Genomic DNA, 15,790 nt, shown 5'->3' on the forward strand with positions numbered 1-15,790 from the left:
CGGTCCGTTACGTGCAGTTACATTGCCGCACACTTGGCTGCCTCCAACAAGAGTTCAGGGCGTAGGGTGGTAGTCGCAGTTGGTTCGTCCTGCCCGCCAGGCAGGACGTCGTAAGAGGGAACCCGGTGTGATTCCGGGACTGCCCCGCAGCGGTGAGTGGGAACGACCGCCGTCATCAGCACTGGGCCTTCGGGTCCGGGAAGCGACGGCCAGTAGGTGTCTGGCGACAGACGTGCCCGCGAGTCCGAAGACCTGCCACTGCCCACGTGCGCCCGGCGCTCGTGGTGATCTCGGTGACCTCGTGGGAAGGTCGGCGCGCGAGTGGTTGCTGCGCTTTCTCTCCCGTTCGGGGCCCGTGGTCTTTCGAGACGCGCTCACGAAGGAGAGACGCTTGACTACGCAATCCGTGGCCACGGTGTACGGCTACCCCCGGCAAGGTCAGAACCGGGAACTGAAGAAGTCCATCGAGGGCTACTGGAAGGGCAGCGTCAGCGCGGAAGCCCTCCGGCAGACCGCGAAGGACCTGCGCGAGGCCAACTGGCGCCACCTCGTTTCCGATGGCATCGACGAGGTGCCGACCGGCGACTTCTCGTACTACGACCACGTGCTCGACACCTCGGTGATGCTCGGTGCGATCCCTGACCGGTACCGCGCCGCCGTCGAGGCCGACGCGCTGGACGGGTACTTCGCGATGGCGCGCGGTACGCAGGAGGTCGCGCCGCTGGAGATGACCAAGTGGTTCGACACCAACTACCACTACCTGGTCCCCGAGCTCGGTCCTGACACCGTCTTCACCGCCGACGCCGGCAAGCAGGTCGCCGAACTGAAGGAAGCCGTCGCGCTAGGTCTCAAGGCCCGGCCGGTCCTAGTAGGTCCGGTGACCTATCTGCTGCTCGCGAAGCGGCAGTACGCGCAGTCGCAGACCGATCGGCCGGTGAAGGGGATGCTGACCGGGCCGGTGACGATGCTCGCGTGGTCGTTCGTTCGCGACGACCAGCCCCGCAGCGAGACGGCTCGTCAGGTGGCGCTCGCCCTGCGGGACGAGGTCGGCGATCTGGAGACGGCCGGCGCCGCGGTGATCCAGGTCGACGAGCCTGCGTTGCGTGAGACGTTGCCGCTGCGGCAGGCCGATCGGGCGGAGTACCTCGCGTGGGGTACCGAGGTCTTCCGGCTGACCACCAGCGGCGTCCGCGCGGACACCCAGATCCACACGCACATGTGTTACGTCGAGTTCGGCGACATCCTCAACGCGCTGGACGAGATGGATGCCGACGTGGCCAGCCTGGAGGCGGCCAGGTCGCACATGCAGGTCGCCCACGAGTTGGGTGAGGCCGGCTATCCCCGCGAGGTCGGGCCGGGCGTGTACGACATCCACTCACCCCGCGTGCCGGGTACCGCCGAAATGGTCGCCCTCCTGCACAAGGGTCTGGACGCGATCCCGGCCGAGCGGCTGTGGGTCAACCCCGACTGCGGCCTGAAGACACGCGGCTGGGCGGAGGTCCGCGACTCGTTGCAGAACCTGGTCGGCGCGGCGCGCGAAGTACGCGACGTCCTCGGTTCCTGACCCCACTGACCGACCGGGGCCAGCCTTTGTCGGAAGGCTGGCCCCGATCGCTTGTATCTGCGATCCCGTCGCATATGGTGACGGAGTGAGCACAGCTGTGCGTGTGCGGCGCCTAAGCTCAGCTCGTCTGAGCTTCGTGATCGAAAGGCTGATCTGTGACTGACCCGATGGCGCTGGAGGACTCCTACGGCGCGCACAACTACCACCCACTGCCTGTCACCGTCGCGACGGCTGAAGGCGTCTGGGTCACCGACACCTCGGGCCGCCGCTACCTGGACTGTCTGGCCGGGTACTCCGCACTCAACTTCGGCCACCGGCACCCCGCGCTGATCGCCGCCGCGACCGAGCAGCTCGGCCGCGTCACGCTGACCAGTCGCGCCTTCCACCACGACCAGCTCGGCCCGTTCTGCGCCGAGCTCGCCGCGCTAGCGGGCAAGGACGCGGTGCTGCCGATGAACTCCGGCGCCGAGGCGGTCGAGACCGCACTCAAGCTGGCCCGCCGCTGGGGCTACCTGGTCAAGGGCGTGCCCGACGGCCAGGCCACCATCATCGTTGCTGACGGCAACTTCCATGGCCGGACCATCAGCATCATCAGCTTCTCCGGCGATACCGAGGCGCACGACAACTGCGGCCCGTACACGCCCGGCTTCCGCTCGGTCCCGTACGGCGACGCGGCCGCGCTGGAGGCCGCGATCGACGAGACCACGGTCGCCGTACTCATCGAGCCGGTCCAGGGCGAGGCGGGTGTCGTCGTACCGCCCGAGGGGTATCTGGCTGCGGTTCGCGAGCTCTGCACCAAGAACCAGGTGCTGATGATGGCCGACGAGATCCAGTCCGGGCTCGGTCGTGCAGGCGCCACCTTCGCGAGCTCACGGGCGGGCGTCGTACCGGATGTCTATGTCCTCGGGAAGGCGCTCGGCGGCGGCATCATGCCACTGTCGGCCGTCGTCGCCGACCGCGCGGTGATGGACGTCATCACGCCCGGTACGCACGGCAGCACCTTCGGCGGGAACCCGCTCGCGGTGGCGATCGGCCGCGCCGTGATCAAGCTGCTCGAGCCGGGTGACCTGCAGGAGCACGCGCTGGCGATGGAGCAGGCGTTGCGCGACCGGCTGGAGCCGTTGCGGGCGCAGGGTCTGGTCGGCTTGCGGGTGCATGGTTTGTGGGCCGGGCTGGATCTGGATCCCGCGCTCGGGACGGGCCGGGTGCTGTGCGAGCAGCTCGCGGAGCACGGCGTACTGGCGAAGGACACGCACGGGTCGACGATCCGATTGTCGCCGCCGCTGGTGATCACTACCGAGGAGCTCGACTGGATGACGGAGCGACTCGCCCTGTCGCTCAAGGCGCTGGCGGGCTGATCCCGATGATCGAGGTCCGACTCGCGACCGCGGCCGACGGTACGGCGATCGGGAGCGTGCACGCCGCCTCCTGGGAGGCGGCGTACGCACCTTTCTTCGATCCCGAGTTCGCCGCCGATCAGATCTCCTCGCGGTTGAACCGCTGGCACGACCGGATCGCCGACCCGCACGGCCTGGTCCTGCTCGCAGGAGTGGACGGCCGCCCGCTGGCCTTCTCCTGGAGCGTTCCCTCGTCGGCGGACCTCGCGGAGCTCTACAGCTTCTACGCCCATCCCGACGGCTGGGGCACCGGCGTCGCAGCGGCCCTGATGACCCGGGTAGGCCCTCTTTACACCGGCACCTTCCATCTCTGCGCGTCTGAGCCGTTGCAGTCGTAGATCTGCAGGTCGGTACCGTCGGCGGTCGCACCGCTTGGGCTGTCCAGGCAGCGACCTGACTGCGGATTCAGCAGGGAATCGTTCGCCTGTGGTTGCCAGATCTGCCCACCGGCGGTGCCGCAGTCCCACAGCTGGACTTTGGTGGAGTTCGCCGTACCGTTGCCGACGATGTCCAGACACTTGCCGAAGGCACGGATCTTGCCGTCGGTGGAGATGCTCCACTGCTGACCCGGTACGCCGCCGCACGCCCACAACTGGACGACGTTCCCGCTGGTCGGCGTATTGGTGTCCACGTCGACGCACTTGCCGGCGGCCGCGGGTCCGGTGATCGGACCGGTCGGGAAGCCGGGCAGGTTCCACTTCTGCGGATCGAGGCCGTTGCAGTCGTAGATCTGGAGGTCAGTGCCGTCGGCGGTCGCGCCACTCGGGCTGTCGAGGCAACGACCAGACTGCGGGTTCAGTAGCGAGCCGTTGGCCTGTGGGCGCCATTGCTGTCCACCGGCGGTGCCGCAGTCCCACAACTGGACCTTAGTGAGATTCGCCGTACCGTTGCCGACGATGTCGAGGCACTTGCCGAACGCGCGAAGGGTGCCGTCGGCCATCACCGTCCATTGCTGTCCGGGTACGCCGCCACAGGTCCACAACTGCACGGCATTCCCGCTGACCGCCGTGTTGTGATCGACGTCAAGACATTTGCCGGCCGCGGCCGGTCCGGTGATCGTGCCAGTCGGTCCGCCGACGACTCCGGTCCCGAAGCGCACCTGGCACTGGTTCCCGGTCCCGAGCCACGTCGCCGCCAGGTAGAGGAACGACGTACCGTTGATCGACGGGACGATCGGCGAACTGTAGCCCGGGCAGCCGGGAGCACCAGGACCGTAGCTGCCGGTGGGGTTGACGTTGACCGGCGCTTCGAGCTCGGTCCAGCTGCCGCTGCCGAGCGAGGTGTTTGCCAACAGCACCGATCCCGATTCCGCCATCACCGCCTTGCTGCCGGTCGGTCCGGTGACCACGCGTTGTCCGGACATCAGCAACGTGCCGTTCGGTCCACCGCCAGGGATCCAGGCGACGTACGGCGTGTGCAGGAGATGGCGGCCGTCAGTCGTCTGGGCGAGAGTGCCGGGGCTGTTGGTCGGTGCCCAGTTGAGTCCGTCGGCACTGGTCTTGAGGTACACCTCGCACGCGTGGTCGGCGTTGGTGGCGTCGCGGCACAGTTCGTACGTCATCAGGAACTGGCCGTTCGGCAGAGCGGTGATGATCGACATGCCCGGGCGGGCCAGATTGTCGGCGGGGAACGCCACGTCGGGGGTGATGCTGCCACTCCAGGACGCGCCTCCGTTGGTCGAGGTGTAGTGCCCGATGATCTGGTTGTTGGTCGGCGAACCCGCTGGGCGTTCGTCGGAGATGAAGCAGGCGAGGGTGTTGTTCGGCGCGAGCAGGAACCACGGCTCCCAGATGCCCTGACCGATAGTGTTCGGCTGACCGCTGGTCTGGGTGCAGTTCGACAGGTACTGCCAGCTCGCGCCGTGGTCGGTGCTCTTGAAGACCTCGATCTTCTGCGCGGTGAAGTTGCCTTCGTCCCACGCCGTACCGGCGGCGAGCAGGTCGCCCTGGTTCAGGCCGCTCGCGGTCCGCGGCACCTCGTAGACGACTGGCGCGCCGAGGTCCCAGCCGGCCGTGTTCGAGCTGATCGTGCTGATCGGGCTCGCGCCGAAGGTGGCACCACCATCGGTACTCCGGAAGATCGGGAAGGTGGCCGGGCCGGATTCGTTGCGCCGGGCAAACGTCGACAGGATGGTCCGGCCACCGTTCCCGTCGTGATCGAGCCGGATCGCCCGCGGATAGCTGGCGTCGGCGTTCGGATAAGTACTGAGGTTGGGGCTGTACAACACGTTTCCCGGCGGTGCCGCACTGGCCGGGGTGGCCACCAGGGCTGCGGCGATGATGCCGAGGGTGACCAACAACCTACGGATGGACATGTTGCCTCCTCTGACGAACGGCGGGTGGGTCGAGAAGTCCAAGAGAAGGTGAGCGTCAGTTCTGCCTGACGTCCACGAAGGTGCGGGCAACAACCGCGCCCGCCGGATCGGTGATCCACAGGAGCAGACGATCGTCGCGCGAGACAGGCACCACGATGTCGATCGGATCACCGACGGCGAACGGCAAGGCATCGACCGGTGCCGAGCCGGAGGCGCCTGACAAGGACCAGTGCAGGGTCCCGAGGAGCTGATCACGGCCGTGGTGGGAGATCCGGACCGGCACCACGACCGGCATCGCATCCGGCCCGCCCGTTTCGCCGGCCGGCACGACGAGATCGCGGCCGGGTGCCTCCGGGGCGAGGTCGACGATCAGTGTGGTCTGCGCATGGACGTCGGCGGGGACGGTGCCGCCGAGGTCCTTGGTTCTGCGGTCGTAGGTGTAGATGCCGACGGTCTCGTGTTCGATGTCGTAGAGCTCGGTGTAGATGTAGCCGGCGTTGCGAGGGTGGCGGCGGAGTTCCTGTGTCTGCCAGCGCAGGTGCCATCCACGCTCGACGCTCGTCGACCCGCCGCCGTACTCGCCGTTGAGCTGCACCTTGTCCGTCGCGTCGAACCCAGGGGCCGCAATCGCCTTCTTCGCAACGAACTCCGGCCCGAGCCGCACCGGGAAGCTCCCGTCATCGGTGGTGGTCAACCGATCCACCACCGCGGCCCACGACTCGACGTTGTCGTCGTAGTAGTGCCAGTCGACCAGATCCGTCTCGACATGCGCCCAGCCCGAATTGTCGACCACCGGACGAGTCGGATCCGCGTCGGAGATGATCCGGTACGCACGGCGTACGGCATCCTGTTTCGCGGGATCGCCGGGGACGTCCCAGTCCAGCCCCCACTCCTCGTTGTACGCACCCCAGATCACGATGCTCGGGTGGTTCCCGTCCCGCGCCACCATCCCTGCTGTCACCTCCTCGAAGGCGGCAACGGCCGCGTCCGTGAACCGTCCGGTCGACGGCGGTTCGGCCCAGACCAGCAGGCCGAGACAGTCGGCCCAGTACAGCCAGCGGGGGTCCTCGAGCTTGATGTGCTTCCGGACCAGGTTGAACCCGGCCTCGCGCGCCAGCTCGAGATCACGCCGGAACGCCTCGTCGCTCGGCGCCGCGTGACCGCCCGACGGCCAGAATCCCTGATCCAGCACGCCCCGCACGTACGTCGGTACGCCGTTCAGCGTGAGGGTGCTGCCCTGCCACTCGACCTTGCGCAGACCGGTGTACCCACGAACCGTGTCCTGGCCGGCCGTGACGATCACGTCGTACAGGAAAGGATCCTCGGTGCTCCACAGTCGCGGCTCGGCGATCGGAATCGTCACCGTTCCCGGCCATCCGTCGTACTCGCGGATAGCGACGCCCGGGATCTCGATCCGGATCGGCGACGGGCCGGTGACCGTGACCTCGATGCCGTCCAGCGCCGGAGTCGGGCGGAGCGCGAGCTCGGAGATGTACGCCACCGGCCGCGGCTCGAGCCAGACGGTCTGCCAGATCCCGCTGGACGGAGTGAACGCGCAGCCGTCGTAGTCGTCGGCCGGCAGGCTTCGCTGCTTACCGTGCGGGATGAACCGCTTGTCCGTTGGCGCGTCGACACGCACGACCAGCGTCCCTGCGCCGGAGTCGTCGAGCAGCTCGGTGATGTCCGACTCGAACGGCAGATATCCACCCTCATGCTCGGTGGCGAGCTCCCCGTTCACCCACACAGTCGCGTGGTGATGGACGGCGCCGAAGTGCAAGATGATCCGCTCCCCCGCCCACTGTGCCGGCCGCGCGATCCGCCGCCGGTACCAGGCCGTCGGCAACCAGTGCGCGCCAACGCCGGAGTCGGGGTGCTCCCAGGGGAACGGCACCACGATGGTCTCGGGAAAGTCGTCAGGGTCGGCTGAGTCACGAGCGAAATCCCAGTCACCGTTCAGGTTGAGCCAGCGTGACGAGCGGTCGAAGTGGGGGCGTGGGTAGTCGGGGCGTGGTGTGTTCACGGTTGTTCTCCAGGTCGGCGTACGCGTCAGCCTTTGAGGCTGCCGGCCATGACGCCCTTGATCAGATGGCGTTGCAGGACGATGAAGACGATGAGCACCGGGATCGCGGCCACGGTGCTGGCGGCGAGCAGCTGACCCCAGACGCTGGTCCAGTCGGCGCCGAGCTGACCCGAGCGGATGTTCTGCGCCAGCGCCGACAGCATCACCTGCAAGGTCTGGTGCTGCTCGTCGTTCACCGCCACCACGGGCCAGACGAAGTCGTTGTAGATATTGATGAAGGTCAGTACGCCGAGCGCCGCCAGCCCCGGCCGGATCACCGGCAGCACGATGCTCGCGAAGATCCGTAGCTCGCCGGCACCGTCGACCCGGGCGGCGTCGAGGAGCTCGTCGGGGATCGCCATGATCACCTGACGCATCCAGAAAACGCCGAACGCATCGATCGCGCCGGGGAGAATCAGGGCCTGGAACGTGCTGACCCACCCGAGCTGACTCATCTCCAGCAGCAACGGGACAAGGAGTACGAGCGTCGGCAGCATCAGCGTGGTCAGCACCGTGCCGAACAGCAGCCGCTTGCCCGGGAAGGCGTACTTCGCGAACGCGAACCCGGCCATCGGACAGAAGATCATCGTCAGCGCGCCCTTGACCACGACCACGATCGCCGTGTTCCGGAACCCGGTGCCGATCGGGATCGTGTCCAGCATCGACCGGAAGTTCTCCCACGTGAACTGACCTGGATCGAAGCTGAACGGCCGGGCGATGATGTCACCGCCGGCCTTGAGCGAGGACGCCATCATCCACAGCAGCGGCGCCAGGCTGACGACCCCGGCAACGACCAGCAGGCCGTAACGTCCGGCAGCTCCGAGCCGGACGGAAGCCGACGTTCCGGTCCGCGTGCTCATGAGTCCTCCCTCGACCGCAGTAGGCGGATCGACGCGAGCGACAGGGCCAGCACCATCAGCACGAGCAGCATCGAGTTCGCAGCACCGAGGCCGAGGTCGGAGTTGGTGATGTGCTTGTAGAGATAGAGCCCCGCGGTCCGGGTGCCGTTGAACGGTCCGCCACCGGTCACGACGTACGGCTCGGCGAAGAGCTGGAACACGGTCAACGTCCCGATCACGACGACGAAGCTCAACGTCCGCGTCACCAGCGGGACGGTGATCGACCAGAACTGCTGCCACGCGCCGGCGCCGTCGATCCGGGCCGCCTCGTAGACGTCCGAGGGGATCGTCGACAATCCCGCCATCAGCAAGATGACCGCGTACCCGGTCGTTCGCCAGAGCACCAGCAGCGCGACGGTCACCTTCGCCCACGCCGACGTCGTCAACCATCCGACGGCCGGCAGCCCGAGTGAGGTCAGGCCATGGTTCACCGCGCCGAAGTCCTGGTCGAACAAGATGATCCAGACCTGCGCCATCGCCACCAGCGGGGTGACGAACGGCGCGATCAGCGCGGCACTGAACAGCCCGCGGAACCTCGCCTTCCGCAACGCGACCGCGATCGTCAGCGCGAGCAGGATCTGCGCCGGTACGACGAGCAGCCACAGCGCACCCGACGTTGCCATCGACTGCCAGAAGTCCGGACTGGTCAGCAGGAAGCGGTAGTTGGCGAACCCGATGACCTCGAGCGCACCGGCGCCGTGCCAGTTGGTGAAGCTCAGTTGCAGCGCGAAGAAGATCGGGTAGGCGCTGAAGGCGGCGAACACGAGGACGAACGGTGCGACGAACAGGTACGGCGCGGCCTTGACCCGGCGAGACCCGCGCCGGCCCGGCCGTCCGCCGCGGCGTCGCCGGATCATGCTCGCCTCCCCCCGGGTCGCCGTCGGCTCGGTGACGGTCACCATCAACTGGGCCCCATCAGGTTTTTCTGAATCTGGGTCGCCGAGGTCTTCAGGACCTCATCGGGCCCCATCTGCCCGGCGAGCAACTTCTGCACGTTGACGCCGAAGTAGTCGACGGCCTTCCCCCACCAGGTCGGGATGCTGTACCCGCCGGGGACCTGCTTGCCCGCCTCGACCGCGACCTTCCACAGGTCCTGGCCGCCGAGTGCCTCGATCGGCTTGAACAGCGGAGCGTTCGGGTCGAGCGCCGGCAGGTACGACGGGATCGACGTGTTCAGGCCGCCCGGGTAGACCTCGTTCGACCCGTACACCGTGGTGTAGCCCTCCTTGCTGAAGACGAGGTGCTCATAGAGCCGCCAGGCCAGCTCGGGGTTCTTCGCCTTGGCCGGGATGACGAACGACGAGCCGCCCATCACGCCGGCCCGCGGACCACCGGCCTGCCAGGCGGGCAGCGCGGCTGCCCGCCACTTCCCCTTGCTTGCCTTCAGCAACTGCTGCGGTACGAACGCAAACCACTGCGCCCACGGCACGAACACCTGGGTCCCGTTGTCCTGCGTCTGCAGGTCGGTCGGCTGGGTGTACTTCGCCAGCGTTCCGAGCCCCTCGCCGCGCACCGTATCCAGCCAGGTGAGCGTCTTGCGGTACGGGTCGGAGTCGATCGAGAGCTTGCCCTGGGCATCGACCATCGCCCCGCCCTGCTGGTTCGCGAACATGTCGATCCACAGCTGCGCCAGGAACTGGTCGTTCTCGAGGTGGATCGGCTTGGCCTGCGGGAACTTCTCCCGGACCGTCCGCGCTGCCCCGAGCAGAGCGTCGTACGTCGTCAGGCTCGCCGGGTCGACGCCCGCCTGCGTGACGATGTCCTCGCGGTAGAACAGCAGACCGGGGTCCAGGTCCCACGGCACCGCGATGACTTTGCCGTCGACGGTGACCACACCGAGCTTGTACGGCGCGATGTCGGACTTGTACTGCTCGATCAGCCGGCTGAGGTCATGCAGATGCGGCGCAACGCCGGTCAGCAGCGCGTCGTCGTAGAACGCGCCGTCGGGGACACCCGCGCCGCTGATCAGCGTGGCCGGGAGCTTGGCGTTGATGTCGACAGCGAGGTGATTCACCTTCACCTGCGGGTACTTCGCGGTGAACGACGCGATCGCCTTGTCGAACACCTTGTACAGGTCGCCGGTGCGATCCCAGATGGTGAGCTCGCCCGACGGTGGCGTGGTCGCAGTGCTGGTCGGCAGCGGATTGCTGCCGGTGGTGTTGCCCGGTGCGCAGGCACCGAGGCCGCCGGCGACCAGGGCGGCACCAGCACCCCGGAGCACATTTCGACGGGAAACCGGGACTACAAGGGGATTGGCCATGTCGCGTCCTCTGGACAATTCGCTGGGCTTGCAACGTTGCAAGTGATGCTGGAGACGCTAAGGTTGCAACGTTGCAAGTGTCAAGAGTTCGCCCTATCGGAAACGAGGTGCACAGTGGCCGCCACACTGCGTGAAGTCGCCGAGCGGGCCGGGGTCTCGGCCCGGACGGTGTCGAACGTCGTCAACGACTTCCCCCAGGTCGCGCCCGCCACCCGAGCCCGGGTGCAGCAGGCGCTGGACGAGCTCGGGTACCAGCCCAACGCGGTCGCCCGAAACCTGCGGAACGGTCGCTCGGGACTGATCGCACTGGTGCTGCCGGAGCTCGACGTACCGTATTTCGCCGAGCTGACCCGGGCTGTGATCGAGCAGGCGGCAGCCGCCGGCTACACGGTCGTGGTCGACCAGACCGACGGTGACCCGGTCCGCGAGCGCGAGCTGGTCATGCGTGGCAACCGTGCCGCGATGTTCGACGGGCTGATCTTCAACCCACTGGCGCTCGGCAGTGCCGACCTGCGCAACAGGTCGTCGTCGACGCCGGTGGTGTTGCTCGGTGAGCGCGTCGTCCAGGGCGGGCTCGACCACATCATGATCGACAACGTCGGCGCCGCCGAGCTCGCGACCCGGCATCTGATCGACCTGGACCGGCAGCGGATCGCCGCGATCGGAGACCAGTCTGACGAGAGCCGCCAGACCGGCCGTCTCCGGACCGAGGGGTACCAGTCAGCCTTGCGCTCGGCCGGCCACGAGATGCGTCCCGACCTCATCCGCCCCACCGAGTTCTTCCACCGCGCCGACGGCGCCGCTGCCATGTCCGACCTGCTCGCGCTCCCCGATCCCCCCGACGCCGTCTTCTGCTACAACGACCTGCTGGCCCTCGGCGCCCTCCGTACCATCCTCAGCCACGGCCTCCGCGTCCCCGACGACATCGCCCTGGTCGGCTTCGACGACATCGAGGACGGCCGCTACAGCACCCCCAGCCTCACCACCATCCGCCCCGACAAGACCCAGATCGCCAAGCACGCCGTCCAACTCCTGTTGAACCGCCTCGATGGCGACAAATCCGCCCCCGCCGAACTCTCCGCCGACTACGACCTGGTGATCCGCGAAAGCACCACCCTCTGATCCCGCAGTCAGCCCAGCGGGTAGGCCCCACCGAACCAGCGGGGTCGGGCCGGGTGGTCTATAGTCGACGTATGAAGAGTTCTGCAGATGTGCAAACGCCTGCGGCGATCGACAGTTGCACTGTGCGGCTGGTGGATCCCGAGCGGGTGGAGGCGGTCAATGCCAGGATGCCTTCCGAGCAGGATGTCGTCGACACGGCCGACGTGTTCGGGCTGCTCGGTGACCCGCGGCGGCTGAAGTTGCTCGTCGCGCTGCTGGACGGCGAGCTGTGCGTCTGCGATCTCGCCGCGGTGACGGGGATGAGCGAGTCGGCCACCTCGCACGCGCTCCGGTTGCTGCGGGCCCATCGGGTGGTCTCGGTACGCCGGGACGGCCGGATGGCGTACTACCGGCTCGACGACGCGCACGTCCGGATGCTCGTCGATCTTGCCGTCGCCCACACCGAGCACACGGATGCGATCCACCCGGAGCGTGGCTGATGGGTGCGGGTCACGGCCATGGTCACGGCCACGCGGTCAGTGCTGATGCCGACCGGAAGCTGCTGAGCTGGGCGCTCGCGCTGATCCTGGCGTTCATGGCCGCTGAGGTGGTCGTCGGCTTCGCGGCCGGTTCGCTCGCGTTGATCACCGACGCCGCGCACATGCTCACCGACGCCGCCGCGATCGCCCTTGCGCTGATCGCGATCCGGCTCTCGGCGCGGCCGCCTGCCGGTGGTTTCACCTATGGTCTGAAGCGGGTCGAGATTCTCTCCGCGCAGGCCAACGGCATCACCCTGCTGCTGCTCGCGGCGTTCTTCGTCTACGAGTCGATCAGCCGGCTGATCGACCCGCCCGAGGTCAAGGGCGCGCTGGTGCTGATCACCGGCGTCGTCGGCATCGTGGTGAACCTGATCGCGACCTGGCTGCTCAGCAAGGCGAACCGCTCCAGCCTGAACGTCGAGGGCGCCTTCCAGCACATCCTCAACGATCTCTTCGCCTTCGTCGCCACCGCCGTCGCCGGTCTGGTCGTGCTGCTCACCGGCTTCACCCGCGCCGACTCGATCGCCGCGATGATCGTAGCGGCGCTGATGCTGAAGGCGGGGATCGGGCTGGTCCGCGACTCCGGCCGGATCTTCCTCGAGGCGGCACCCGCCGGCCTCGACCCGGCCACGGTCGGCGCCGAGCTGTGCGCAGTACCGGGGGTGGTCGAGGTGCACGATCTGCACGTCTGGGAGATCACCTCTGGGGAGCCGGCCGCGTCGGCGCACATCCTGGTCAGCGAAGGGCTGGACTGCCACGAGATCCGCAGCCAGATCGAGACGCTGCTGGCCGAGCGGCACCACCTGACCCACTCGACGCTCCAGGTCGACCACGCGTCAGGCGACGTACAGGCTGCTCACTGCAGTGACGCGCACGGCGAGGTGCACCGGCCCGTCGGCTCTGTCGAGGTCGTCGAGGCCGTCGAGGCCGTCGAGGCCGTCGAGGCCGTCGAGGCCGTCGAGGCCGTCGAGGCCGTCGAGGCCGTCGAGGTCAGAGCCGCTGGTACAGGAGCTGGCCCGGCCACTCCGAATCACTGACCTGTACGCCGAACGGCTCCGCCCGGGTGAAGCCCTGCTCCTCGTAGTACCGGATCAGGGCGCCGTCGCCGCCGCCGAAGCAGTCCACCCGGAGCAGCTCGACGCCGAGCCCGCGTGCCAACGTGCGCGCGTGCTCGAGCAGGTCGGTGCCGATGCCGCTGCCCTGAACCGTCCGATCGGTCACCAGCAGCCGGATGTAGAGCTCCGGCTCGGTCGCGGGCGGCACGTAGGGCAGCGCCTCACCGACCGCCAGCGCGCCGACGACCCGCCCGGCCAACTCGGCCACCCAGAGCCCTTCGTCGGCGACGAACCCCTCGATCTGCTCGACCCGGCGCGGGTTGGTCGAATGCGCCTCGGTCCCCCACTGGTCGGTCCGCCCGCGGGCAACCAACCAGTCGGTTGCTTTGTCGAGCATCTCCAGGACCGCCGCGACGTCATCGCGCCCACCGCGCCGGATACTCAGAGAAGAAATCACCGCACCATCCTCGCACCCTGTCGAAAACGGGATGACGGTCTCTACGTACCCAGTGAAGGCCGATCCTGAGGAGGAAACATCATGACCACCAAACTGGACAAGACGTTCATCGCACCGCTGCTGAAGAGCCCGGCCAAGGGCGGCTGGACGTACCTCCAGATGCCGGGCTCCGCCGAGTACTTCGGAACGCGCGGCCTGGTGAAGGTACGCGGGACGATGGACGGGCACCCGTTCGAGAGCTCGTTCATGGCGCTCGGCGACGGCACCCACAAGCTCCCGGTGAAAGGCGAGCTCCGGGACCTGCTCGGCAAACAGCCCGGCGAGGAGATCACCGTGCATCTGGAGGAGCGACTCTAGGCGCCCTGGCTCACCGTTGGGGCTGAGTCGGACCAGCTCACCCCGGGCTGACTCGGACCAGCTCACCCCGGGCTGACTCGGACCAGCTCACCCCGGGCTGACTCGGGCCAGCTCACCCCGGGCTGACTCGGGCCGGCTCACCCCGTGGGCTGACTTGGATCCGGCCAGACGAAGGCCGGGTCGCGCTGGTAGTCGTCCCGCCGCCACTCCAGCGCCATCCGGACCATGTCGTGCGCGCCCGTACCGATCACCTTGCGGAGCGGCGGTTCGGGCTCATCGAGAAGCGCCAGCAACGCCTCCGCCGCGACCCGAGGTGACTCGTCGGTCGACGGCTCGGCTTCCTGCACCATCTCCGGCGTCGGATATCCGGGCATGCCGAAGATGCCTGCCCGCGTTTCGTCGTACGCCGGAAGGGCCGTGCCGTACTGCATGCTCGACCCGAACCAGTCGGTCGCGAAGCCACCCAACTGCAGCAGGTGTACGCCGATGCCGAGCGGCGCGACCTCAGCCGCAAGCGCGGAGCTGAAGCCTTCGAGCGCCCACTTGCTCGCGTTGTATGCGCCGAAGAGCGGCAGATGCCCGACCGCGCCGACCGTCGACACCTGGACGATCCGCCCCGATCCACGCGCCCGCAGATGCGGCAGCACGGCCTGCGAAACCCACAGCGCGCCGTACAGGTTCACCTCGAACTGCGCCCGGACCTCTTCCTCGGACAGTTCCTCGATCGCGCCGACCAACCCGTAGCCCGCGTTGTTGACGACCACATCCGGTACGCCGACCGTCGCGGCCACCTCGTCGAGCACCCGGAAAACCTCGGCCCGATCGGTGACATCGAGACGCCGCGGGATGAGCCGATCGCCGTACACCTTGACCAGGTCGTCCAGAACACCGACGCGCCGAACCGTCGCGACCACCCGGTCACCCCGTTCCAGCGCCGCCTCGGCAAAAGCCCGCCCAAGCCCCCGACCGGCCCCGGTCACAAACCACAGTCTTCCCGTCATCTACAGACTCTCCCTGGCTAGTTGGTCGGCGAGCATACCCAGCCAAACAGTCCAGCACAGACAACTCCGCCCCCCTGCTTCCCCTCGTCGAGCCGCGCCAGACACCGTCCACACTTGAGCGACAGCGGTGCGCCCCTCCGCTGGCCCCGTGGCTCCACGCCCGGCGCCTCCCCCAGCGACCACAGCTGAACCCGCAGGCCGTCGCTCGCCCATACCCAGCTCACCCCCTTCTGATGACAGCGGTACCCCTCCGCCGGCCCCGTGGCTCCATGCCCGGTACCTCAACGCCCAGCTATCACAGGTGAACCGGCCGTCGCTCGCTCGTGCCCAGCCCAGCCCCTTGTGACGCCAGCGGTACCCCTCCGTCGGCCTGTAGCCCCACGCCCGAGACGTAGCCCCACGCCCGGCCCTCAATGCGAGCGATCAGGTGAACCGGCCCCGCCGTTGCTCGTTGCTCCCCAGCCCAAGCTCTGCAGTGAGCTGTAGTCGATGCGGCTTGGTCGAGTGGGCGCGGATGCGTACAAGGGGTTGGGCTGGGCAGAAGCGAGCGATGCCGGCTGCTTCAGCACGCACGAGCGATGGACCTGGACCGACCACTGTCCTGCTGTGGTCGCTGAGCGCTGAGGTGCCAGCGTGGGCCCACGGGCCGGGCGGCGGGCGGCGGGCCGGCGGGCCGGCGGGCGGCGGGCGGCGGGCTTCCCGGGACGGGCGTTGATGCAGAAAGCCAAGGTTGCTGGCCTACCGCGCACCACCTCCCAGATCGCGTGCCCGTCGCCGTTCGCCGCTC

At 68.0% G+C, this 15,790-nt stretch carries 14 protein-coding genes and 1 riboswitch; of the genes, 7 read left to right on the forward strand and 7 right to left on the reverse strand.

Features of this window, described 5'->3' with window-relative positions; genetic code table 11:
- The first annotated feature begins 62 nt into the window (after positions 1 to 62).
- Positions 63 to 274, forward strand: a riboswitch (cobalamin riboswitch).
- Between the two features lie 117 nt (positions 275 to 391).
- The 3 genes from A3ES_RS0129980 to A3ES_RS48880 all read left to right on the forward strand — a co-directional run bounded on the left by A3ES_RS0129980 (position 392) and on the right by A3ES_RS48880 (position 3,299).
- Positions 392 to 1,564: a hypothetical protein gene (locus tag A3ES_RS0129980; protein ID WP_026163332.1), complete on the forward strand. Its 1,173-nt coding sequence runs from the start codon at positions 392 to 394 to the stop codon at positions 1,562 to 1,564.
- Positions 1,565 to 1,731: 167 nt separating this feature from the next.
- Positions 1,732 to 2,922 (forward strand): ornithine--oxo-acid transaminase, encoded by a 1,191-nt coding sequence (gene rocD, locus A3ES_RS0129985; protein WP_020390542.1) that lies wholly within the window; start codon positions 1,732 to 1,734, stop codon positions 2,920 to 2,922.
- A 5-nt stretch (positions 2,923 to 2,927) separates the two neighbouring features.
- The gene (locus A3ES_RS48880) at positions 2,928 to 3,299 is read left to right on the forward strand and encodes a GNAT family N-acetyltransferase (RefSeq protein WP_020390543.1); all 372 of its coding nucleotides are present in this window, start codon (positions 2,928 to 2,930) and stop codon (positions 3,297 to 3,299) included.
- On the opposite strand, the gene A3ES_RS0129995 is transcribed toward A3ES_RS48880, so the two are convergent.
- Genes A3ES_RS0129995 through A3ES_RS0130015 form a run of 5 tightly spaced genes read right to left on the reverse strand, consistent with a single transcriptional unit; the run spans position 3,251 to position 10,493 of the window.
- Positions 3,251 to 5,275 (reverse strand): ricin-type beta-trefoil lectin domain protein, encoded by a 2,025-nt coding sequence (locus tag A3ES_RS0129995; protein ID WP_020390544.1) that lies wholly within the window; start codon positions 5,273 to 5,275, stop codon positions 3,251 to 3,253. The two genes, A3ES_RS48880 and A3ES_RS0129995, sit on opposite strands and share 49 nt — an antisense overlap.
- A 55-nt stretch (positions 5,276 to 5,330) precedes the next feature.
- Positions 5,331 to 7,295 carry a glycoside hydrolase family 2 protein gene (locus A3ES_RS0130000; protein WP_020390545.1) on the reverse strand — a complete coding sequence of 655 codons (1,965 nt, stop codon included), beginning with the start codon at positions 7,293 to 7,295 and terminating at the stop codon, positions 5,331 to 5,333.
- A 26-nt stretch (positions 7,296 to 7,321) separates the two neighbouring features.
- Positions 7,322 to 8,194, reverse strand: coding sequence for a carbohydrate ABC transporter permease (locus A3ES_RS0130005; protein ID WP_020390546.1), 873 nt, complete (start codon positions 8,192 to 8,194; stop codon positions 7,322 to 7,324).
- The gene (locus A3ES_RS0130010) at positions 8,191 to 9,090 is read right to left on the reverse strand and encodes a carbohydrate ABC transporter permease (protein ID WP_026163334.1); all 900 of its coding nucleotides are present in this window, start codon (positions 9,088 to 9,090) and stop codon (positions 8,191 to 8,193) included. The genes A3ES_RS0130005 and A3ES_RS0130010 overlap by 4 nt, the downstream gene beginning before the upstream one ends.
- A 44-nt stretch (positions 9,091 to 9,134) precedes the next feature.
- Positions 9,135 to 10,493 carry an ABC transporter substrate-binding protein gene (locus A3ES_RS0130015; protein WP_026163335.1) on the reverse strand — a complete coding sequence of 453 codons (1,359 nt, stop codon included), beginning with the start codon at positions 10,491 to 10,493 and terminating at the stop codon, positions 9,135 to 9,137.
- 114 nt (positions 10,494 to 10,607) lie between these two features.
- Here A3ES_RS0130015 and A3ES_RS0130020 point away from each other — a divergent pair, with 114 nt between their 5' ends.
- From A3ES_RS0130020 to A3ES_RS48885, 3 genes are all read left to right on the forward strand, one after another.
- Positions 10,608 to 11,615, forward strand: coding sequence for a LacI family DNA-binding transcriptional regulator (locus tag A3ES_RS0130020; RefSeq protein WP_020390549.1), 1,008 nt, complete (start codon positions 10,608 to 10,610; stop codon positions 11,613 to 11,615).
- Between the two features lie 71 nt (positions 11,616 to 11,686).
- Positions 11,687 to 12,094 (forward strand): ArsR/SmtB family transcription factor, encoded by a 408-nt coding sequence (locus tag A3ES_RS0130025; protein WP_026163336.1) that lies wholly within the window; start codon positions 11,687 to 11,689, stop codon positions 12,092 to 12,094.
- Entirely contained in the window at positions 12,094 to 13,170 is a 1,077-nt protein-coding gene (locus A3ES_RS48885; protein WP_020390551.1) for a cation diffusion facilitator family transporter, read from the forward strand. Before A3ES_RS0130025 ends, A3ES_RS48885 begins: the two co-directional genes overlap by 1 nt.
- On the opposite strand, the gene A3ES_RS0130040 is transcribed toward A3ES_RS48885, so the two are convergent.
- Entirely contained in the window at positions 13,124 to 13,645 is a 522-nt protein-coding gene (locus A3ES_RS0130040) for a GNAT family N-acetyltransferase (protein WP_020390552.1), read from the reverse strand. The genes A3ES_RS48885 and A3ES_RS0130040 overlap by 47 nt on opposite strands.
- Positions 13,646 to 13,726: 81 nt before the next feature.
- Here A3ES_RS0130040 and A3ES_RS0130045 point away from each other — a divergent pair, with 81 nt between their 5' ends.
- A complete protein-coding gene (locus A3ES_RS0130045; RefSeq protein ID WP_020390553.1) occupies positions 13,727 to 14,002 on the forward strand; it encodes a DUF1905 domain-containing protein in 276 nt (91 codons plus the stop codon).
- A 137-nt stretch (positions 14,003 to 14,139) separates the two neighbouring features.
- Here A3ES_RS0130045 and A3ES_RS0130050 read toward each other — a convergent pair whose 3' ends face one another.
- Positions 14,140 to 15,003 (reverse strand): SDR family NAD(P)-dependent oxidoreductase, encoded by an 864-nt coding sequence (locus A3ES_RS0130050; protein WP_026163338.1) that lies wholly within the window; start codon positions 15,001 to 15,003, stop codon positions 14,140 to 14,142.
- Positions 15,004 to 15,790 lie beyond the last annotated feature (787 nt).

This window comes from Kribbella catacumbae DSM 19601, assembly GCF_000372465.1.
GTDB lineage: Bacteria > Actinomycetota > Actinomycetes > Propionibacteriales > Kribbellaceae > Kribbella > Kribbella catacumbae.